At 54.3% G+C, this 21,580-nt stretch carries 13 protein-coding genes, 6 tRNA genes and 3 rRNA genes; all 22 read right to left on the reverse strand.

The window, feature by feature from the left end:
- Window positions 1–24: 24 nt before the first annotated feature.
- The 22 genes from rpsG to PF1751_RS25100 all read right to left on the reverse strand — a co-directional run bounded on the left by rpsG (window position 25) and on the right by PF1751_RS25100 (window position 21,314).
- Window positions 25–495: a 30S ribosomal protein S7 gene (gene rpsG, locus PF1751_RS24995; protein WP_002555493.1), complete on the reverse strand. Its 471-nt coding sequence runs from the start codon at window positions 493–495 to the stop codon at window positions 25–27.
- Between the two features lie 118 nt (window positions 496–613).
- Complete coding sequence (rpsL, locus tag PF1751_RS25000; RefSeq protein WP_002555494.1) at window positions 614–985, reverse strand: 30S ribosomal protein S12; 372 nt, start codon at window positions 983–985, stop codon at window positions 614–616.
- A 217-nt stretch (window positions 986–1,202) separates the two neighbouring features.
- Entirely contained in the window at window positions 1,203–5,402 is a 4,200-nt protein-coding gene (gene rpoC, locus PF1751_RS25005; protein WP_010206924.1) for a DNA-directed RNA polymerase subunit beta', read from the reverse strand.
- Window positions 5,403–5,466: 64 nt separating this feature from the next.
- On the reverse strand, window positions 5,467–9,540 hold the full coding sequence (gene rpoB, locus PF1751_RS25010) for a DNA-directed RNA polymerase subunit beta (RefSeq protein WP_010206926.1): 4,074 nt from the start codon (window positions 9,538–9,540) through the stop codon (window positions 5,467–5,469).
- A gap of 219 nt (window positions 9,541–9,759) precedes the next feature.
- Window positions 9,760–10,125, reverse strand: coding sequence for a 50S ribosomal protein L7/L12 (gene rplL / locus PF1751_RS25015; protein WP_021492993.1), 366 nt, complete (start codon window positions 10,123–10,125; stop codon window positions 9,760–9,762).
- A 78-nt stretch (window positions 10,126–10,203) separates the two neighbouring features.
- Complete coding sequence (gene rplJ, locus PF1751_RS25020; RefSeq protein WP_010206364.1) at window positions 10,204–10,704, reverse strand: 50S ribosomal protein L10; 501 nt, start codon at window positions 10,702–10,704, stop codon at window positions 10,204–10,206.
- 199 nt (window positions 10,705–10,903) lie between these two features.
- Window positions 10,904–11,599, reverse strand: coding sequence for a 50S ribosomal protein L1 (gene rplA, locus PF1751_RS25025; protein WP_003176434.1), 696 nt, complete (start codon window positions 11,597–11,599; stop codon window positions 10,904–10,906).
- Window positions 11,599–12,030, reverse strand: coding sequence for a 50S ribosomal protein L11 (gene rplK, locus PF1751_RS25030; protein WP_003176435.1), 432 nt, complete (start codon window positions 12,028–12,030; stop codon window positions 11,599–11,601). Before rplK ends, rplA begins: the two co-directional genes overlap by 1 nt.
- 117 nt (window positions 12,031–12,147) lie before the next feature.
- Entirely contained in the window at window positions 12,148–12,681 is a 534-nt protein-coding gene (nusG, locus tag PF1751_RS25035) for a transcription termination/antitermination protein NusG (RefSeq protein WP_003176436.1), read from the reverse strand.
- A 9-nt stretch (window positions 12,682–12,690) separates the two neighbouring features.
- Window positions 12,691–13,059, reverse strand: a complete 369-nt coding sequence (gene secE / locus PF1751_RS25040) for a preprotein translocase subunit SecE (protein WP_003194658.1) — start codon at window positions 13,057–13,059, stop codon at window positions 12,691–12,693.
- 45 nt (window positions 13,060–13,104) lie between these two features.
- Window positions 13,105–13,180, reverse strand: a tRNA-Trp gene (locus PF1751_RS25045).
- 161 nt (window positions 13,181–13,341) lie between these two features.
- Window positions 13,342–13,417, reverse strand: a tRNA-Thr gene (locus PF1751_RS25050).
- Between the two features lie 26 nt (window positions 13,418–13,443).
- Window positions 13,444–13,517: transfer RNA gene (locus tag PF1751_RS25055), tRNA-Gly, on the reverse strand.
- 24 nt (window positions 13,518–13,541) lie between these two features.
- Window positions 13,542–13,626: transfer RNA gene (locus tag PF1751_RS25060), tRNA-Tyr, on the reverse strand.
- A 143-nt stretch (window positions 13,627–13,769) separates the two neighbouring features.
- On the reverse strand, window positions 13,770–14,216 hold the full coding sequence (locus PF1751_RS25065; protein WP_010206929.1) for a hypothetical protein: 447 nt from the start codon (window positions 14,214–14,216) through the stop codon (window positions 13,770–13,772).
- Between the two features lie 7 nt (window positions 14,217–14,223).
- A complete protein-coding gene (locus PF1751_RS25070) occupies window positions 14,224–14,973 on the reverse strand; it encodes a pantothenate kinase (RefSeq protein ID WP_010206930.1) in 750 nt (249 codons plus the stop codon).
- Window positions 14,963–15,922 (reverse strand): bifunctional biotin--[acetyl-CoA-carboxylase] ligase/biotin operon repressor BirA, encoded by a 960-nt coding sequence (birA, locus tag PF1751_RS25075; RefSeq protein WP_044287967.1) that lies wholly within the window; start codon window positions 15,920–15,922, stop codon window positions 14,963–14,965. Before birA ends, PF1751_RS25070 begins: the two co-directional genes overlap by 11 nt.
- Window positions 15,923–16,090: 168 nt before the next feature.
- Window positions 16,091–16,206 (reverse strand): 5S ribosomal RNA (gene rrf / locus PF1751_RS25080).
- Window positions 16,207–16,362: 156 nt separating this feature from the next.
- Window positions 16,363–19,254, reverse strand: a 23S ribosomal RNA gene (locus PF1751_RS25085).
- Window positions 19,255–19,492: 238 nt separating this feature from the next.
- Window positions 19,493–19,568 (reverse strand) — tRNA-Ala (locus PF1751_RS25090).
- Window positions 19,569–19,578: 10 nt separating this feature from the next.
- Window positions 19,579–19,655 (reverse strand) — tRNA-Ile (locus PF1751_RS25095).
- Window positions 19,656–19,777: 122 nt separating this feature from the next.
- Window positions 19,778–21,314 (reverse strand): 16S ribosomal RNA (locus tag PF1751_RS25100).
- Together the 16S, 23S and 5S rRNA genes with 2 tRNA genes alongside form the textbook arrangement of a ribosomal RNA operon.
- Window positions 21,315–21,580 lie beyond the last annotated feature (266 nt).

A 21,580-nucleotide genomic window follows, 5' to 3' on the forward strand; every position in this document is an offset into this window, starting at 1 on the left:
CTCGCAAAATTAGTGAAGCTAAGATTAGAAGCGGTAGTGCGAGAAAGCTTTGTTAGCTTCAGCCATACGGTGCACGTCTTCACGCTTCTTAACAGCAGCACCTTTACCTTCAGCAGCGTCCAACAGCTCGCCGGCCAAACGCAGAGCCATAGACTTCTCGCCGCGCTTACGGGCGAAGTCTACCAACCAGCGCATTGCCAGAGCGTTACGACGGGACGGGCGAACTTCGACCGGAACCTGGTAAGTAGCACCGCCTACACGGCGCGACTTCACTTCGACCAGCGGAGCGATGGCGTCGAGAGCTTTCTCGAAGATTTCCAGGGGATCGCTGTTCTTGCGTTCTTTAACCTTTTCCAGCGCGCCATAAACGATACGCTCGGCAACGGCTTTCTTGCCGCTTTCCATCACGTGGTTCATGAACTTGGCCAGGATTTGGCTTCCGTATTTTGGATCGTCAAGCACTTCGCGCTTGGCTGCTACGCGTCTTCTTGGCATGGATAAGCCCTCAAACGGTCTTCAGGTTCGCTCGGAATCGGTGCCCTTTCGGGACGCCTCCGACCTTACTCTTATCGACTCAGAAAATAAGATGATTCAGTGTTACAAAAAGCCGCTACTACTTAGGCTTCTTGGTACCGTACTTCGAACGACCCTGGTTACGACCTTTAACGCCGGAAGTATCCAAGGAGCCGCGTACGGTGTGGTAACGAACACCTGGCAAGTCTTTTACACGACCGCCGCGGATCAGTACCACGCTGTGCTCTTGCAGGTTGTGACCTTCACCACCGATGTACGAGGAAACCTCGAAACCGTTGGTCAGGCGCACACGGCATACTTTACGCAGTGCCGAGTTAGGTTTTTTCGGCGTAGTGGTATACACGCGAGTGCATACGCCACGACGTTGCGGGCAGTTCTGCAGCGCAGGTACGTCGGATTTCTCGACGATACGCTTACGCGGCTGACGTACCAGCTGGTTGATAGTTGCCATCTACTAGCTCCACTGTTGTCTTGCGACGCTATTGTCTTGCAAGAAAAGCAAAATGGCAGGAACGAATTCCCGCCAAATTTAGGGGTACAAGAGTCTAAAGAGGATCTTGTCCCCAGTCAAGGCAAGGCCCCGACCTCCCCTCTCATCGAACCGGGACAAAACTGCCTCGATCCGACGAATGGGGGCTGCCAGGGCCCGGTCTTATTTATCGCAGAACTCAGTTACCGCTAGAGTTCAGCGCTTCGGTCAGTGCAGCTTCCACTTCACTGGCGCTTACGCGCAACGGTTTGTCAGCATCACGGCGACGCTTACGCTCGCTGTGGTAAGCCAAACCGGTACCGGCTGGGATCAGACGACCCACAACCACGTTTTCTTTCAGGCCGCGCAGGTAATCGCGCTTGCCGGTTACCGCTGCTTCGGTCAGTACGCGAGTGGTCTCCTGGAAGGAGGCCGCCGAGATGAACGACTCAGTGGACAACGACGCCTTGGTGATACCCAGCAACACGCGAGTGAACTTGGAGACAAATTTGTCTTCCGCGGCCAGACGCTCGTTTTCCACCAGTACGTGAGTCAGTTCCATCTGGTCGCCCTTGATGAAACTGGAATCGCCGGATTCAGCGATTTCAACTTTACGCAGCATCTGACGCAGGATCGTCTCGATGTGCTTATCGTTGATCTTCACGCCTTGCAGGCGGTAAACGTCCTGGATCTCGTTAACGATGTACTTGGCCAGCGCACTCACACCCAGCAGACGCAGGATGTCGTGTGGATCGCTTGGGCCGTCGGAGATAACTTCGCCGCGGTTTACCTGTTCGCCTTCGAAGACGTTGAGGTGACGCCACTTCGGAATCAGCTCTTCGTACGGATCGCTACCGTCGTTCGGCGTAATAACCAGACGGCGCTTGCCTTTGGTTTCCTTACCGAATGCGATGGTACCGCTGACTTCAGCCAGAATCGACGCTTCTTTCGGACGACGCGCTTCGAACAAGTCGGCAACACGCGGCAGACCACCGGTGATGTCACGGGTCTTCGAAGTTTCTTGCGGGATACGCGCGATAACATCACCGATCGCGATCTTCGCACCATCCGCTACACCGACCAGGGCGTTGGCTGGCAGGAAGTACTGAGCGATTACGTCAGTGCCTGGCAGCAACAAGTCCTTGCCGTTGTCATCGACCATCTTCACGGCAGGACGGATGTCTTTACCGGCAGCTGGACGATCTTTCGCATCGAGTACTTCAATGTTGGTCATACCGGTCAATTCGTCAGTCTGACGCTTGATCGTGATGCCTTCTTCCATGCCCACGTAGGTCACGGTACCTTTCATTTCGGTAACGATTGGGTGAGTGTGCGGATCCCACTTGGCCACGATTGCGCCAGCGTCGACCTTGTCACCTTCTTTAACCGAAATCACAGCACCGTACGGCAGCTTGTAACGCTCGCGCTCACGACCGTAGTCATCAGCGATTGCCAGCTCACCGGAACGGGACACAGCAACCAGGTGGCCATCCACTCGCTCAACGTGTTTCAGGTTGTGCAGACGGACAGTACCGCCATTCTTCACCTGAACGCTGTCAGCTGCGGAGGTACGGCTTGCCGCACCACCGATGTGGAACGTACGCATGGTCAGCTGGGTACCCGGCTCACCGATGGACTGGGCAGCGATAACGCCGACCGCTTCACCGATGTTCACCTGGTGACCACGAGCCAAGTCACGGCCGTAGCACTTGGCACAAATGCCGTAGCGGGTTTCGCAGCTGATCGGCGAGCGAACGATCACTTCGTCGATGCTGTTGAGTTCGATGAACTCGACCCACTTCTCGTCTACCAGAGTACCGGCAGGAACGATAACTTCCTCGGTGCCTGGCTTGAATACGTCACGGGCAATCACACGACCCAATACGCGCTCACCCAGCGGCTCTACAACGTCACCGCCTTCAATGTGCGGAGTCATCAGCAGGCCGTGCTCGGTGCCGCAATCGATCTCGGTGACAACCAGATCTTGTGCAACGTCTACCAGACGACGAGTCAGGTAACCGGAGTTAGCGGTTTTCAACGCGGTATCCGCAAGACCCTTACGAGCACCGTGAGTGGAGATGAAGTACTGAAGTACGCTCAAACCTTCACGGAAGTTCGCAGTAATCGGCGTTTCGATGATGGAACCGTCCGGCTTGGCCATCAGGCCACGCATACCGGCGAGCTGACGGATCTGCGCAGCAGAACCCCGTGCGCCCGAGTCGGCCATCATGTACATCGAGTTGAAGGACTCTTGGTCAACTTCGTCGCCGTGACGGTCGATGACTTTCTCTTTCGAGAGGTTGGCCATCATCGCCTTGGAAACTTCGTCGTTCGCCTTCGACCAAAGGTCGATTACCTTGTTGTACTTCTCGCCCTGGGTTACCAGGCCGGAGGCGTACTGGCTTTCGATCTCTTTCACTTCGTCGGTGGCAGCACCGATGATGCGGGCTTTTTCATCCGGGATAACGAAGTCGTTAACACCGATGGAAACGCCGGAAATGGTCGAGTAAGCAAAACCGGTGTACATCAACTGGTCAGCGAAGATCACGGTCTCTTTCAAACCAACCACGCGGTAGCACTGGTTGATCAGCTTGGAGATCGCCTTTTTCTTCATCGGCAGGTTGACGACGTCGTACGACAGGCCTTTTGGTACAACCTGATACAACAGCGCACGGCCGACGGTGGTGTCGACAATACGGGTGTTGGTCACGCTGCCGCCATCACGGTCGTTGACGGTTTCGTTGATCCGCACTTTGACCTTGGCGTGCAGTGCGGCTTCGCCGGCACGGAACACACGGTCAACTTCTTGCAGGTCAGCGAACACACGACCTTCGCCCTTGGCGTTGATCGCTTCACGGGTCATGTAGTACAGACCCAATACAACGTCCTGCGACGGAACGATGATTGGCTCACCGTTGGCTGGCGACAGAATGTTGTTGGTCGACATCATCAACGCGCGCGCTTCCAACTGGGCTTCCAGTGTCAGCGGTACGTGCACGGCCATTTGGTCGCCGTCGAAGTCGGCGTTGTACGCAGCACAGACCAGCGGGTGCAGCTGGATAGCCTTACCTTCGATCAGTACCGGTTCAAACGCCTGGATACCCAGACGGTGAAGGGTCGGTGCACGGTTGAGGAGAACCGGGTGTTCGCGGATCACTTCAGCGAGAACGTCCCAAACCTCTGGCAGTTCGCGCTCGACCATTTTCTTGGCCGCTTTGATGGTGGTCGCGAGACCGCGCATTTCCAGCTTGCCGAAGATGAACGGCTTGAACAGCTCCAGAGCCATCTTCTTAGGCAGACCGCACTGGTGCAGACGCAGGGTCGGGCCTACGGTAATTACCGAACGACCGGAGTAGTCAACACGCTTACCGAGCAAGTTCTGACGGAAACGACCTTGCTTACCCTTGATCATGTCAGCCAGGGATTTCAGAGGACGCTTGTTGGAACCAGTGATAGCGCGGCCACGACGACCGTTGTCGAGCAAGGCGTCGACCGCTTCTTGCAACATACGCTTTTCGTTGCGCACGATGATGTCCGGCGCGGACAGATCGAGCAGGCGCTTCAAGCGGTTGTTACGGTTGATCACGCGGCGGTACAGGTCGTTGAGGTCGGACGTCGCGAAACGACCACCGTCCAACGGTACCAGCGGACGCAGGTCTGGCGGCAGAACCGGCAGAACGGTCAGCACCATCCACTCTGGCAAGTTGCCGGAACCCTGGAAGGCTTCCATCAACTTCAGACGCTTGGACAGCTTCTTGATCTTGGTTTCGGAGTTGGTTTGCGGAATTTCTTCACGCAGACGGCCAATCTCGTGCTCCAGGTCGATAGCGTGCAGCAGTTCGCGGACAGCTTCGGCACCCATGCGGGCATCGAAATCGTCGCCGAACTCTTCCAGCGCTTCGAAATACTGCTCGTCGTTCAGCAGCTGACCTTTTTCAAGGGTGGTCATGCCTGGATCGATAACGACATAGCTCTCGAAGTAGAGAACGCGTTCGATATCACGCAGAGTCATGTCCATCAGCAAGCCGATACGGGACGGCAGCGATTTCAGGAACCAGATATGGGCAACTGGCGAAGCCAGTTCGATGTGCGCCATGCGCTCACGACGAACCTTGGCCAGTGCAACTTCAACGCCGCACTTCTCGCAGATCACACCACGGTGCTTCAAGCGCTTGTACTTACCGCACAGGCACTCGTAATCCTTTACCGGGCCAAAGATCTTGGCGCAGAACAGGCCGTCACGCTCAGGTTTGAACGTACGGTAGTTGATGGTTTCCGGCTTTTTAACTTCACCGAACGACCACGAACGGATCATCTCAGGCGATGCCAATCCAATACGGATGGCGTCGAACTCTTCGACTTGACCCTGGTTTTTCAGCAAATTCAGTAGGTCTTTCAAGGCCTTTCCTCCTGGCGGAGCAGAGAGCGGGCTAAACGGCCCCGCTCTCGATTCGCGTCACGTGTTATTCGGTTTCCAGATCGATATCGATGCCGAGGGAACGAATTTCTTTGATCAACACGTTGAAGGACTCGGGCATGCCCGGCTCCATACGGTGATCGCCGTCCACGATGTTTTTGTACATCTTGGTCCGGCCGTTCACATCGTCCGACTTCACTGTGAGCATTTCTTGCAGAGTGTAAGCAGCACCGTATGCTTCCAGTGCCCAGACCTCCATCTCCCCGAAACGCTGACCACCGAACTGAGCCTTACCACCCAGCGGCTGCTGGGTAACGAGGCTGTACGAACCGGTAGAACGAGCGTGCATCTTGTCGTCTACCAAGTGGTTCAGCTTCAGCATGTACATGTAGCCAACAGTAACCGGGCGCTCGAACTTGTTGCCGGTACGGCCGTCGAACAGCTGCATCTGGCCGCTTTCTGGCAGGTCTGCCAGTTTCAGCATGGCCTTGATTTCGCTTTCCTTGGCACCGTCGAACACCGGGGTAGCCATTGGAACGCCGCCGCGCAGGTTCTTCGCCAGATCCAGGATTTCCTGGTCGGAGAAGGTGTCCAGCTCTTCGTTGCGACCGCCGATCTCGTTGTAGATCTCGTGCAGGAACTTACGCAGGTCTGCGACCTTGCGCTGCTCTTCGATCATACGGTTGATCTTCTCGCCCAGACCTTTGGCCGCGAGGCCCAGGTGGGTTTCAAGGATCTGACCAACGTTCATACGCGAAGGTACGCCCAACGGGTTGAGGACGACGTCGACCGGGGTGCCATTGGCATCGTGCGGCATGTCTTCAACCGGCATGATCACGGAGACCACACCCTTGTTACCGTGACGACCAGCCATCTTGTCGCCCGGCTGGATGCGGCGACGGATTGCCAGGTAAACCTTGACGATTTTCAGCACGCCTGGAGCCAGGTCATCGCCCTGCTGCAGTTTGCGCTTCTTGTCTTCAAACTTGTCGTCCAGCAGACGGCGACGATCAACGATGTAGGCCTGAGCCTTCTCGAGCTGCTCGTTCAGAGCATCTTCAGCCATGCGCAGTTTGAACCACTGGCCGTGCTCAAGACCGTCGAGGATTTCGTCGGTGATGTCCTGACCTTTCTTCAGACCTGCGCCGCCTTCAGCCTTGTGGCCTACCAGGGCGGAACGCAGACGTTCGAAGGTCGCGCCTTCAACGATACGGAACTCTTCGTTCAGGTCCTTGCGGATCTCGTCGAGCTGGGTCTTCTCGATGGACAGTGCACGAGCATCACGCTCAACGCCGTCACGGGTGAAGACCTGTACGTCGATGACAGTACCCTTGGTACCGGTAGGCACACGCAGGGAGGTGTCTTTAACGTCGCTGGCTTTTTCACCGAAGATGGCACGCAGCAGTTTTTCTTCCGGAGTCAGTTGAGTCTCGCCTTTCGGGGTGACCTTACCTACCAGGATGTCGCCTGCGCCTACTTCAGCACCTACGTAAACGATACCGGCTTCGTCCAGCTTGTTCAGTGCAGCTTCACCCACGTTCGGGATGTCTGCAGTGATTTCCTCAGGCCCAAGCTTGGTGTCACGTGCCACACAGGTCAGTTCCTGAATGTGGATCGTGGTGAAGCGGTCTTCTTGAACAACACGCTCGGACAGGCAGATGGAGTCTTCGAAGTTGAAGCCGTTCCATGCCATGAACGCGATACGCATGTTCTGGCCCAGAGCCAGCTCACCCATATCGGTGGACGGGCCATCAGCCATGATGTCGCTGCGCTGAACGCGATCACCCTTGCTCACCAGCGGACGCTGGTTGATGCAGGTGTTCTGGTTCGAGCGGGTGTATTTGGTCAGGTTGTAGATGTCGACACCGGCTTCGCCAGTTTCTACTTCGTCATCGGCAACACGAACCACGATACGGCTGGCATCAACGGAATCGATCACGCCGCCACGACGAGCCACGACGCAAACGCCGGAGTCACGAGCTACGTTACGCTCCATGCCGGTACCTACCAGCGGCTTGTCGGCGCGCAGGGTCGGTACAGCTTGACGCTGCATGTTGGAACCCATCAACGCACGGTTGGCGTCATCGTGCTCCAGGAACGGGATCAGCGACGCTGCAACCGACACTACCTGCTTCGGCGACACGTCCATCAAGGTGACGTCTTCCGGCGCCTTGACGGTGAACTCGTTCAAGTGACGAACAGCTACCAGCTCGTCGACCAGGACTTTCTTGTCGTTCATCGTGGCCGAAGCCTGAGCGATCACGTGATCAGCTTCTTCGATGGCGGACAGGAACACGATCTCGTCGGTGACCAGAGCGTCTTTCACCACGCGGTACGGGCTCTCGAGGAAGCCGTACTGGTTGGTGCGCGCATAAGCGGCCAGGGAGTTGATCAGACCGATGTTCGGACCTTCCGGCGTTTCGATCGGGCAAACACGACCGTAGTGCGTCGGGTGTACGTCACGAACTTCAAAGCCAGCACGCTCACGGGTCAGACCGCCCGGGCCCAGTGCAGATACACGGCGCTTGTGGGTGATCTCGGAGAGCGGGTTGTTCTGGTCCATGAACTGGGAAAGCTGGCTGGAACCGAAGAACTCTTTCACCGCCGCAGCCACTGGCTTGGCGTTGATCAGGTCTTGCGGCATCAGGCCTTCGCTTTCAGCCATCGACAGACGCTCTTTGACCGCACGCTCAACACGTACCAGGCCAACGCGGAACTGGTTCTCGGCCATTTCGCCTACACAGCGAACACGACGGTTACCCAGGTGGTCGATGTCATCGACGATGCCTTTGCCGTTACGGATGTCGACCAGGGTCTTCAGTACCGCGACGATGTCTTCCTTGCACAGCACGCCCGAACCTTCGATCTCGGTACGACCGATACGACGGTTGAACTTCATCCGGCCGACCGCAGACAGGTCATAGCGCTCAGGGCTGAAGAACAGGTTGTTGAACAGGGTTTCGGCAGCGTCTTTGGTTGGTGGCTCACCAGGACGCATCATGCGATAGATCTCGACCAGCGCTTCCAATTGGTTGCTGGTGGAGTCGATCTTCAGCGTGTCGGAAATGAACGGACCGCAGTCGATGTCGTTGGTATACAGGGTCTCGATGCGAACAACCTGAGCCTTGGCGATTTTGGCCAGGATTTCGGTGTTCAGCTCGGTGTTGCACTCAGCCAGGATTTCGCCTGTAGCTGGGTGAACGATGACCTTGGCGGTCGTGCGGCCAAGGACGTAGTCCAGAGGCACTTCCAGCTCTTTGATACCGGCTTTTTCGATCTGGTTGATGTGGCGCGCAGTGATACGACGGCCAGCTTCAACAATGACCTTGCCCTTTTCATCCTGAATGTCCAGGACAGCAATTTCACCACGCAGACGCGAAGCAATCAGCTCCAGCTTGAGGGTTTCATCCTTCAGGCTGAATACGTTGGTGGTGTAGAAGGCGTCCAGCACTTGCTCAGTGGTGTAGCCGAGCGCGCGCAGCAGTACCGAGGCCGGCAGCTTGCGACGACGGTCGATACGCACGAACACGCAGTCTTTCGGATCGAACTCGAAGTCCAACCACGAACCACGGTAAGGAATGATCCGCGCGGAGTACAGGAGCTTACCAGAGCTGTGCGTCTTGCCGCGGTCGTGGTCGAAGAACACGCCCGGGGAACGGTGCAGCTGGGAAACGATCACACGTTCGGTACCGTTGATAACGAAGGTACCGTTCTCAGTCATCAGTGGGATTTCGCCCATGTAGACTTCTTGCTCTTTGATGTCCTTGATCGCTTTGTTCGACGATTCTTTGTCGAAAATGATCAGACGGACTTTTACCCGCAAAGGTACGGCGTACGTAACACCGCGCAACACGCATTCTTTGACATCAAATGCCGGTTCGCCCAGGCGATAACCGACGTACTCCAGCGCAGCATTGCCGGAGTAGCTGATGATCGGGAAAACGGATTTGAAGGCCGCATGCAGGCCCACGTCGCGGAACTGATCTTTGGTCGCTCCCGCCTGCAAGAATTCACGATACGAATCCAGCTGGATAGCCAGAAGGTACGGGACATCCATGACGTCCGGCAACTTGCTAAAGTCCTTGCGGATACGTTTTTTCTCAGTATATGAGTAAGCCATCAGCGTTCCCCAGCTTGGTCACCTGCTTGTTTGGCCCCCCCGACGGGAGCAGCCAGAAAATCTCGCAAACCCCATGGTTTGCACCACCGCATCGGGTGGCTACAGCGCGTTAATGGCGGCGACCGAGTCGTCAGCCAAGAACGGAAAAAGGCCGGTGGCAAGAGCCACCAGCCATCAGCCTTCAGCTTAACGCTTGGGCTGGAGACGCAAGGTCGATGCTTACTTCAGCTCGACTTTAGCGCCTGCTTCTTCCAGTGCTGCTTTGGCTTTGTCAGCTGCGTCTTTGGTAACAGCTTCCAGAACCTGGGCAGGAGCGCCGTCAACTACAGCCTTGGCTTCTTTCAGGCCCAGACCGGTCAGTTCACGTACTGCCTTGATCACGTTTACTTTCTTCTCGCCAGCTTCCAGCAGCATGACGTTGAATTCGGTTTGCTCTTCAGCAGCAACAGCAGCAACAGCTGGGCCAGCGGAAGCAGCGGCAGCGGAAACGCCGAATTTTTCTTCGAAAGCTTTGATCAGCTCAACAACCTGCAGAACCGACATTTCAGCTACGGCGTTGAGGATATCGTCTTGGGAGATAGACATTGCTGTATTTCCTGAATTGGGGGACGGCCTACTCGGCCATCGAAATAAACAAAAATACGCGAGAGAAGTCGCTCAGCCTTAGGCTGCGGCAGCTTCTTTTTGCTCGCGAACTGCGGCCAGAGTACGAGCCAGCTTGCTGGTAGCGCCTTGAATCACGCTCATCAGCTGCGAAATGGCTTCGTCGCGGGTCGGCAGTGTTGCCAGTACGTCGATTTGGTTAGCTGCGAGGAACTTGCCCTCGAACGCAGCTGCCTTGATCTCGAACTTTTCCTGACTCTTGGCGAATTCTTTGAACAAACGGGCAGCAGCGCCTGGATGTTCTTTGGAGAACGCGATCAGAGTCGGGCCGGTGAACACGTCGTTGAGGACACTGTATTCAGTGTCAGCAACAGCGCGCTTGAGCAGGGTGTTACGTACAACACGTACGTATACGCCAGCTTCACGAGCCTCTTTACGGAGTCCGGTCATAGCGCCTACTGTCACACCACGGGCATCAGCCACGACAGCGGACAGAGCAGCTTTGGCAGCCTCGTTGACTTCAGCGACGATGGCCTTCTTGTCTTCGAGATTAATTGCCACGGGTTTAACTCCTGCTTGTTACCGTTTCATCTGGCCGGAGCCGGATGTCGTTTTGGTGTCTGATTCGGTAAGGAACCGGGAGCACCATCTGCGTAGGCTTGTGGTTTAAGACTTGCGCCGCCTACGGTCTTGGATAGCCCCCGCCAGGCAGGGACCCCAATTTTTTCAATTGGCGCGATCGCTCGCGCCAATCTGTGTCTTATACGTCCAGCGAACCTTGGTCGATGACCAGACCTGGGCCCATAGTGGTGCTCAGGGTAACGCGCTTGACGTAGATACCTTTCGAGGAAGCTGGCTTGATACGCTTCAGATCAGCGATCAGGGCTTCAACGTTTTCCTTCAGCTTGACGGCGTCGAAGCCGACCTTGCCAACGGAGGTGTGAATGATGCCGTTTTTGTCGGTGCGATAACGAACCTGACCAGCCTTGGCGTTTTTAACCGCGGTGGCTACGTCTGGCGTTACAGTGCCGACTTTAGGGTTAGGCATCAGACCACGTGGACCGAGGATCTGACCCAACTGACCCACAACGCGCATTGCATCCGGGGAAGCAATAACGACGTCGTAGTTCAGGTCGCCGCCTTTCATTTCGGCAGCCAGGTCGTCCATGCCAACGCGATCAGCGCCGGCGGCCAGAGCAGCTTCAGCTGCCGGGCCTTGGGTGAAGACAGCTACACGTACAGTCTTGCCAGTACCGTGTGGCAGCACAGTTGCGCTACGAACGACCTGGTCGGATTTACGTGGGTCAACGCCCAGGTTTACAGCAACGTCAACGGACTCGCTGAACTTGACAGTCGACAGCTCGGTCAGCAGAGCAGCAGCGTCTACAAAATTGTAGGACTTGCCCGCTTCGATTTTGCCGGCGATAGCCTTTTGACGCTTGGTCAGCTTAGCCATTACACACCCTCCACGTTAAGGCCCATGCTACGAGCAGAACCGGCGATGGTACGCACGGCTGCATCCATATCAGCTGCAGTCAGATCCGCGTTTTTGGTTTTCGCGATTTCTTCCAGCTGAGCACGAGTTACGGTGCCAACCTTAACGGTGTTAGGACGAGCGGAACCGCTAGTCAGACCAGCAGCTTTCTTCAGCAGAACCGAAGCCGGGGTCGACTTGGTTTCGAAAGTGAAGCTACGGTCGCTGTATACAGTGATGATCACTGGAGTCGGCAGACCTGGCTCAAGACCCTGAGTACGGGCGTTGAAGGCCTTGCAGAATTCCATGATGTTCACGCCGTGCTGACCCAGAGCTGGACCAACAGGTGGACTTGGGTTGGCCTGAGCGGCCTTCACTTGCAGCTTGATGTAAGCGGTAATCTTCTTGGCCATGAGGCACTCCAATTACGGGTTCAAGCGCCTCGAAAGGCTCCCCGGTTACTTGCGCGTTTATCCCAGTGACGACAAAACCCCACAGCCTAAGGCTGCGGGGTTGGGATGCTTGCTCAGCTAGACCTTCTCGACCTGGCTGAACTCCAGCTCTACCGGAGTAGAGCGACCGAAAATGAGCACCGCCACTTGGATCCGGCTCTTTTCGTAGTTAACTTCTTCGACAGTACCGTTGAAATCAGCAAACGGACCATCTGTGACACGAACAACCTCACCCGGCTCGAACAACGTCTTCGGCTTAGGCTTGTCGCTACCATCAGCAACGCGGCGCAGAATCGCTTCTGCTTCTTTGTCGGTGATAGGAGCAGGCTTATCAGCGGTACCGCCAATGAAACCCATGACACGAGGGGTATCCTTGACCAAGTGCCAAGTACCTTCATTCATGTCCATCTGAACCAGCACATAGCCTGGGAAGAACTTGCGTTCACTCTTGCGCTTCTGGCCATTCCGCATTTCAACCACTTCTTCAGTGGGAACCAGAATTTCGCCGAAACCATCTTCCATGCCTGCCAGCTTTACGCGCTCTAGCAAAGAGCGCATAACATGCTTCTCGTAACCCGAGTAAGCATGCACAACGTACCAACGCTTAGCCACGGGACACCCTTAGCCAACAATCAAGGAAACAAGCCAGCCGAGCAGGGAATCAAGCCCCCACAACAGCAACGCCATAACCAGAACAACAGCCACAACGATCAACGTGGTCTGCGTGGTTTCTTGGCGAGTCGGCCAAACGACTTTACGAATTTCGGTGCGAGCTTCCTTTACCAGGACCGCGAAAGACTTGCCTTTGGCAGTCTGCAGGCCTACAAAGGCAGCAACAGCAGCAAGAGCAAGCAAAGCGAGCACGCGGTACAGGATCGGCGAAGCAGAATAGTACTGATTGCCAACAACGCCTACGACCACCAAGGCGACTACAGCGAGCCACTTGACCAGATCGAAACGAGAGCTTTGAGCTTCAGCCTTAGGAGTCATCTATGAAGATCCTGTGAAAAGAAAGCCAGATACACCACGTGAATCTGGCAGGTCAGGAGGGAATCGAACCCCCAACCTACGGTTTTGGAGACCGTCGCTCTGCCAATTGAGCTACTGACCTAAAACAAAATCAGGCCGACCATTATGCAGGCCTGAAAAAGACTTTACAACAACCAACCCCACTAGACTTGAAATCACCTAACCATAAGAGCCAGATACACACCAACAAGCCGAGGCAGCTGTTAAAACAAAGGCAGATATTTTCATATCTGCCTTGTCATATGGAGCTCTTGAGCGGATTTGAACCGCTGACCTCACCCTTACCAAGGGTGTGCTCTACCAACTGAGCTACAAGAGCGAAACATCTTGCACAACCTGCAAACTTGGAGCGGGTAGCGGGAATCGAACCCGCATCATCAGCTTGGAAGGCTGAGGTTCTACCACTAAACTATACCCGCGGAGCTTGCAGCTCACGCTAAAAATGGTGGAGGGGGAAGGATTCGAACCTTCGAAGTCGTAGACGTCAGATTTACAGTCTGATCCCTTTGGCCGCTCGGGAACCCCTCCTAAGCGAGCCGGCATTTTACATCACGCCGGCCTTCTGTCAAGCATTTTCTCATTTAAAAATATGAGGTTAGCTGCGTTGACCTTCGCTTCACGCTGTAGGCCTTAAAGGTCTTCACTGCGAAGCGGGCGCCATTCTATGCAAACTATTCGAGAGATGCAACGCCTTCGCACAACATTATTTTATGTTTTAACTCATTGAATTCCTTAGCAAGGTTTTCAAATGGCAGATCCTCAGCCAGGCGTCGGCTTTCAGGGGCTACACGCAGCCAATAGCCGGAAGCATCGACAGTATTCAGCAATTGAACCTTGACCTTTATATCCAGGCTCGTGAGCCGCTGCTCAACGGCCTGCGCCTGTCGCTGGTCCGCAAAGCCACCAATGTACAAACACGTATTTTGCGCATCAGCTGCCTTTGCACGCTCTTTGCGCGCTACAACGTCAGAGGATTCGCTGAGCAGTCGGATGTCCTGTTGCGACCCCTTGTAAAGGCTCAGGGGCGTGACATCTTTGGCGCGCAACGGTGCTTCTTGTTGATGCCAAATGTAATAGAAGGCGTTGAGGACGAGTAAAAGCAAAAACAACCAACGCATAATCACCTCAGGACAAAGGGCAAGCCATCGCCAAACCGACAAAAACCAGATCTGGAACGAGTCTGGCCTGCGGGACTGCATCTACCACCAAATCGGCGTCCCCTCCGGTGAGAAAAACAGTGAAATCATCACCCCAGTAGCTTCGCGCCAACTCCAACTGAGTCAGTACGAACCCTCTCAGCATAAGCGTACAACCTCGTTCCACGGCCTCAGCAGTCGTACGACCTGGAGAGAGTCGTTCCATCGCCCTTTCAGCAGCAGCGTCGTCGTAGCGTATCTTGCGTGTATGAGTTCGCAACTGGTTGCGCATGAGCGGCATACCCGGGCAAATGAAACCGCCAAGGTGCTCACCGTCCGCGGCAATAAAATCCGCCGTGGCTGCCGTACCAAAATCAAGCACCAAGCAAGCGCCGCGTGCCAGCTTGAATCCACCGAGCATTGCCAACCAGCGATCAAGGCCCAGACGCTCAAAATCTTCGTAGCCGTTGCGCACTCCTGCCATCTCACGCGCAGGCACAGCACAGGAAACAGCAACCCCGAAAGCCTCATGCAGTGCCTCGACCAGTTTGCTTGTTTCTTCCAGGGCACGAACACTCACCAATCGGCAACGCGTTAGCAACAGTCCGGGAAGCGCCACAAGGCTGTCAATCAATGCCAGGTCTGAACCGACAACCCCTTCCGCCGACGCACGCGTATCACCGACATCAAGCACACGCCACTTGATAAAGCTATTCCCGCAGTCGAGCTCAAGAATCATCACGCAACCTCAGGCTTAGCTCACCACCACTGTATATTTTCTCAACACCATCAACACTCAAGCGCAATGCCCCCTGGTGATCGACCCCCAGTACAACTCCATCAATTTGGTGGACACCCGCAATAAGGGATACCGGACGCCCCTGCCAAGCGTGATTCTGCTCCCACTCTTCTTGAAGCGCGATAAAACCGCCCAGGCGGTGCCGCTCAAGGTAGTCTTGCAACTGCAACCCCAATCGCGCCACCAAAGCGTTACGATCCACCGGAGAGCCTGTCTGTAACTGAAGTGAAGTCCATTGCTGGTCCACATCGTCGGCTCTCTGCATATTCACGTTGATGCCTATTCCAAGGACAACGTGACAGATATCCGCAGGGTCACCGACCAACTCCAGCAAAATGCCGGCAATCTTCTTCTGACCCACCAGAACATCGTTAGGCCATTTCAGCTCTGCCCCCTGCACACCAGACTCGCGCAAGGCCTGCATGACCGCCAAGCCCACAACCAGGCTCAGCCCCTCCAACTGCCGAAGCCCCGACTCGATGCGCAATACGAGGCTGTAATACACATTCTGCGCAAATGGACTCACCCACTTCCGCCCCCTCCGCCCCCGGCCGGCCGTTTGCTGCTCCGCAAGCACTAGAAACGGCGCCTCGCACCCGGCACCAACAAGACGCAAGGCTTCAGCATTTGTGGAGTCAATGGAGTCAGATATATGAATGGGCCACACCAAGGAGGGCGCATTCAGCGCAATATCTTCAGCAGTCAAGAACACCAGCGGTGACGCCAACTGGTACCCCTTCCCTCGCACCTTATGTATGGGCAGATTCAATTCTGCTTCCAGGTGCTGGAGTTGCTTCCAGACAGCACTGCGGCTAACACCAAGGGCGGCGCCCAGCGCTTCCCCCGAGTGGAATCGGCCATCTTTCAGAAGTTTTAACAGCGTCAGCATGCAAATATCGCCTCACAATGAGGCACGCATGATAGCCATGCGCAGGGTCATTGCATAGAAACGCAGGACTTTAGCACTGAAGGTCGCCGAAAAATGGACATTTCCATGCTTTTCGACCGCCCAAAACAAAACCCCATCTGCTTTCGCAAATGGGGTTTCGGAATTTAATCTTGACGATGACCTACTCTCACATGGGGAAACCCCACACTACCATCGGCGATGCATCGTTTCACTGCTGAGTTCGGGATGGGATCAGGTGGTTCCAATGCTCTATGGTCGTCAAGAAATTCGGGTACTGAGTCGTGACCTGATGGCCTCGCTTCAGCAAATTGGGTATGTGACAGATCGGTGTTTTGTGAGATATCGAACTTTCGGTTCGTATCATCTTCACACACCGCAATCTGATGCTCGTTAGAGTAGTCAAATTGCTTGGGTGTTATATGGTCAAGCCTCACGGGCAATTAGTATTGGTTAGCTCAACGCCTCACAGCGCTTACACACCCAACCTATCAACGTCGTAGTCTTCGACGGCCCTTCAGGGAACTCAAGGTTCCAGTGAGATCTCATCTTGAGGCTAGTTTCCCGCTTAGATGCTTTCAGCGGTTATCTATTCCGAACATAGCTACCCGGCAATGCCACTGGCGTGACAACCGGAACACCAGAGGTTCGTCCACTCCGGTCCTCTCGTACTAGGAGCAGCCCCTCTCAAATCTCAAACGTCCACGGCAGATAGGGACCGAACTGTCTCACGACGTTCTAAACCCAGCTCGCGTACCACTTTAAATGGCGAACAGCCATACCCTTGGGACCGGCTTCAGCCCCAGGATGTGATGAGCCGACATCGAGGTGCCAAACACCGCCGTCGATATGAACTCTTGGGCGGTATCAGCCTGTTATCCCCGGAGTACCTTTTATCCGTTGAGCGATGGCCCTTCCATACAGAACCACCGGATCACTAAGACCTACTTTCGTACCTGCTCGACGTGTCTGTCTCGCAGTCAAGCGCGCTTTTGCCTTTATACTCTACGACCGATTTCCGACCGGTCTGAGCGCACCTTCGTACTCCTCCGTTACTCTTTAGGAGGAGACCGCCCCAGTCAAACTACCCACCATACACTGTCCTCGATCCGGATAACGGACCTGAGTTAGAACCTCAAAGTTGCCAGGGTGGTATTTCAAGGATGGCTCCACGCGAACTGGCGTCCACGCTTCAAAGCCTCCCACCTATCCTACACAAGCAAATTCAAAGTCCAGTGCAAAGCTATAGTAAAGGTTCACGGGGTCTTTCCGTCTAGCCGCGGATACACTGCATCTTCACAGCGATTTCAATTTCACTGAGTCTCGGGTGGAGACAGCGCCGCCATCGTTACGCCATTCGTGCAGGTCGGAACTTACCCGACAAGGAATTTCGCTACCTTAGGACCGTTATAGTTACGGCCGCCGTTTACCGGGGCTTCGATCAAGAGCTTCGCGTTAGCTAACCCCATCAATTAACCTTCCGGCACCGGGCAGGCGTCACACCCTATACGTCCACTTTCGTGTTTGCAGAGTGCTGTGTTTTTAATAAACAGTCGCAGCGGCCTGGTATCTTCGACCGGCATGAGCTTACGGAGCAAGTCCTTCACCCTCACCGGCGCACCTTCTCCCGAAGTTACGGTGCCATTTTGCCTAGTTCCTTCACCCGAGTTCTCTCAAGCGCCTTGGTATTCTCTACCCAACCACCTGTGTCGGTTTGGGGTACGGTTCCTGGTTACCTGAAGCTTAGAAGCTTTTCTTGGAAGCATGGCATCAACCACTTCGCTAACTAAAAGTTAGCTCGTCATCAGCTCTCGGCCTTAAGATCCCGGATTTACCTAAGATCTCAGCCTACCACCTTAAACTTGGACAACCAACGCCAAGCTGGCCTAGCCTTCTCCGTCCCTCCATCGCAATAACCAGAAGTACAGGAATATTAACCTGTTTTCCATCGACTACGCTTTTCAGCCTCGCCTTAGGGACCGACTAACCCTGCGTCGATTAACGTTGCGCAGGAAACCTTGGTCTTTCGGCGTGGGTGTTTTTCACACCCATTGTCGTTACTCATGTCAGCATTCGCACTTCTGATACCTCCAGCAAGCTTCTCAACTCACCTTCACAGGCTTACAGAACGCTCCTCTACCGCATCACTTACGTGATACCCGTAGCTTCGGTGTATGGTTTGAGCCCCGTTACATCTTCCGCGCAGGCCGACTCGACTAGTGAGCTATTACGCTTTCTTTAAAGGGTGGCTGCTTCTAAGCCAACCTCCTAGCTGTCTAAGCCTTCCCACATCGTTTCCCACTTAACCATAACTTTGGGACCTTAGCTGACGGTCTGGGTTGTTTCCCTTTTCACGACGGACGTTAGCACCCGCCGTGTGTCTCCCATGCTCGGCACTTGTAGGTATTCGGAGTTTGCATCGGTTTGGTAAGTCGGGATGACCCCCTAGCCGAAACAGTGCTCTACCCCCTACAGTGATACATGAGGCGCTACCTAAATAGCTTTCGAGGAGAACCAGCTATCTCCGAGCTTGATTAGCCTTTCACTCCGATCCACAGGTCATCCGCTAACTTTTCAACGGTAGTCGGTTCGGTCCTCCAGTTAGTGTTACCCAACCTTCAACCTGCCCATGGATAGATCGCCCGGTTTCGGGTCTATTCCCAGCGACTAGACGCCCTATTAAGACTCGCTTTCGCTACGCCTCCCCTATTCGGTTAAGCTCGCCACTGAAAATAAGTCGCTGACCCATTATACAAAAGGTACGCAGTCACCTAACAAAGTAGGCTCCCACTGCTTGTACGCATACGGTTTCAGGATCTATTTCACTCCCCTCTCCGGGGTTCTTTTCGCCTTTCCCTCACGGTACTAGTTCACTATCGGTCAGTCAGTAGTATTTAGCCTTGGAGGATGGTCCCCCCATATTCAGACAAAGTTTCTCGTGCTCCGTCCTACTCGATTTCATGACTAAGAGATTTTCGCGTACAGGGCTATCACCCACTATGGCCGTACTTTCCAGAACGTTCCGCTAATCTCAAAGCCACTTAAGGGCTAGTCCCCGTTCGCTCGCCACTACTAAGGGAATCTCGGTTGATTTCTTTTCCTCAGGGTACTTAGATGTTTCAGTTCCCCTGGTTCGCCTCTTGCACCTATGTATTCAGTACAAGATAACCATCTTATGATGGCTGGGTTCCCCCATTCAGACATCTCCGGATCAAAGTCTGTTTGCCGACTCCCCGAAGCTTTTCGCAGGCTACCACGTCTTTCATCGCCTCTGACTGCCAAGGCATCCACCGTATGCGCTTCTTCACTTGACCATATAACCCCAAGCAATCTGGTTATACTGTGAAGACAACATTCGCCGAAAATTCGAATTTCTCAATTAAGAGAACTCACAAATTTTACCTTAGCCTGATCCGTTACCAGTGAAAGTAACGTTCAGTCTATCTTTCTATCACATACCCAAATTTTTAAAGAACGATCTAATCAAAGACTAGAAATCAATATTCACACTGGAATATTCATTTCTAAACTCTAACAGCAGAAGCAGTTATATGGTGGAGCCAAACGGGATCGAACCGTTGACCTCCTGCGTGCAAGGCAGGCGCTCTCCCAGTTGAGCTATGGCCCCATAACAAAATTGGTGGGTCTGGGCAGATTCGAACTGCCGACCTCACCCTTATCAGGGGTGCGCTCTAACCAACTGAGCTACAGACCCAATTTCGAGCGCAACTGATTAGCTATGAGCTATCAGCTTGGAGCTTAAAGCTGCTTCTATCGTCTTCTTCAATGAATCAAGCAATTCGTGTGGGAACTTATGGAGCAGCTGATGTCGTCGATTAAGGAGGTGATCCAGCCGCAGGTTCCCCTACGGCTACCTTGTTACGACTTCACCCCAGTCATGAATCACACCGTGGTAACCGTCCTCCCGAAGGTTAGACTAGCTACTTCTGGTGCAACCCACTCCCATGGTGTGACGGGCGGTGTGTACAAGGCCCGGGAACGTATTCACCGCGACATTCTGATTCGCGATTACTAGCGATTCCGACTTCACGCAGTCGAGTTGCAGACTGCGATCCGGACTACGATCGGTTTTATGGGATTAGCTCCACCTCGCGGCTTGGCAACCCTCTGTACCGACCATTGTAGCACGTGTGTAGCCCAGGCCGTAAGGGCCATGATGACTTGACGTCATCCCCACCTTCCTCCGGTTTGTCACCGGCAGTCTCCTTAGAGTGCCCACCATTACGTGCTGGTAACTAAGGACAAGGGTTGCGCTCGTTACGGGACTTAACCCAACATCTCACGACACGAGCTGACGACAGCCATGCAGCACCTGTCTCAATGTTCCCGAAGGCACCAATCTATCTCTAGAAAGTTCATTGGATGTCAAGGCCTGGTAAGGTTCTTCGCGTTGCTTCGAATTAAACCACATGCTCCACCGCTTGTGCGGGCCCCCGTCAATTCATTTGAGTTTTAACCTTGCGGCCGTACTCCCCAGGCGGTCAACTTAATGCGTTAGCTGCGCCACTAAAAGCTCAAGGCTTCCAACGGCTAGTTGACATCGTTTACGGCGTGGACTACCAGGGTATCTAATCCTGTTTGCTCCCCACGCTTTCGCACCTCAGTGTCAGTATTAGTCCAGGTGGTCGCCTTCGCCACTGGTGTTCCTTCCTATATCTACGCATTTCACCGCTACACAGGAAATTCCACCACCCTCTACCATACTCTAGTCAGTCAGTTTTGAATGCAGTTCCCAGGTTGAGCCCGGGGATTTCACATCCAACTTAACAAACCACCTACGCGCGCTTTACGCCCAGTAATTCCGATTAACGCTTGCACCCTCTGTATTACCGCGGCTGCTGGCACAGAGTTAGCCGGTGCTTATTCTGTCGGTAACGTCAAAACAATCACGTATTAGGTAACTGCCCTTCCTCCCAACTTAAAGTGCTTTACAATCCGAAGACCTTCTTCACACACGCGGCATGGCTGGATCAGGCTTTCGCCCATTGTCCAATATTCCCCACTGCTGCCTCCCGTAGGAGTCTGGACCGTGTCTCAGTTCCAGTGTGACTGATCATCCTCTCAGACCAGTTACGGATCGTCGCCTTGGTGAGCCATTACCTCACCAACTAGCTAATCCGACCTAGGCTCATCTGATAGCGCAAGGCCCGAGGGTCCCCTGCTTTCTCCCGTAGGACGTATGCGGTATTAGCGTTCGTTTCCGAACGTTATCCCCCACTACCAGGCAGATTCCTAGGCATTACTCACCCGTCCGCCGCTCTCAAGAGAAGCAAGCTTCTCTCTACCGCTCGACTTGCATGTGTTAGGCCTGCCGCCAGCGTTCAATCTGAGCCATGATCAAACTCTTCAGTTCAAACATCTTTGGGTTTTTAAGAAACCCTAAACTTGGCTCAGCAATCGTTGGTTACATCTTTGATTTCTCGCGGAGTAACTTGTGATGCTGATAATCTTGTTGACTATCAGTCTGACTCCACAAGCACCCACACGAATTGCTTGATTCAGTTGTTAAAGAGCGGTTGGCTAAGATCTTTCGTCTCAACCGAGGCGCGCATTCTACAGCAGCCTCATTTGCTGTCAAGTGATTATTTTCAGAAGCTTTCGAAGAATTCTTCAACAACT

The sequence above is a fragment of the Pseudomonas simiae genome (assembly GCF_000934565.1).
Lineage (GTDB): Bacteria > Pseudomonadota > Gammaproteobacteria > Pseudomonadales > Pseudomonadaceae > Aquipseudomonas > Aquipseudomonas simiae.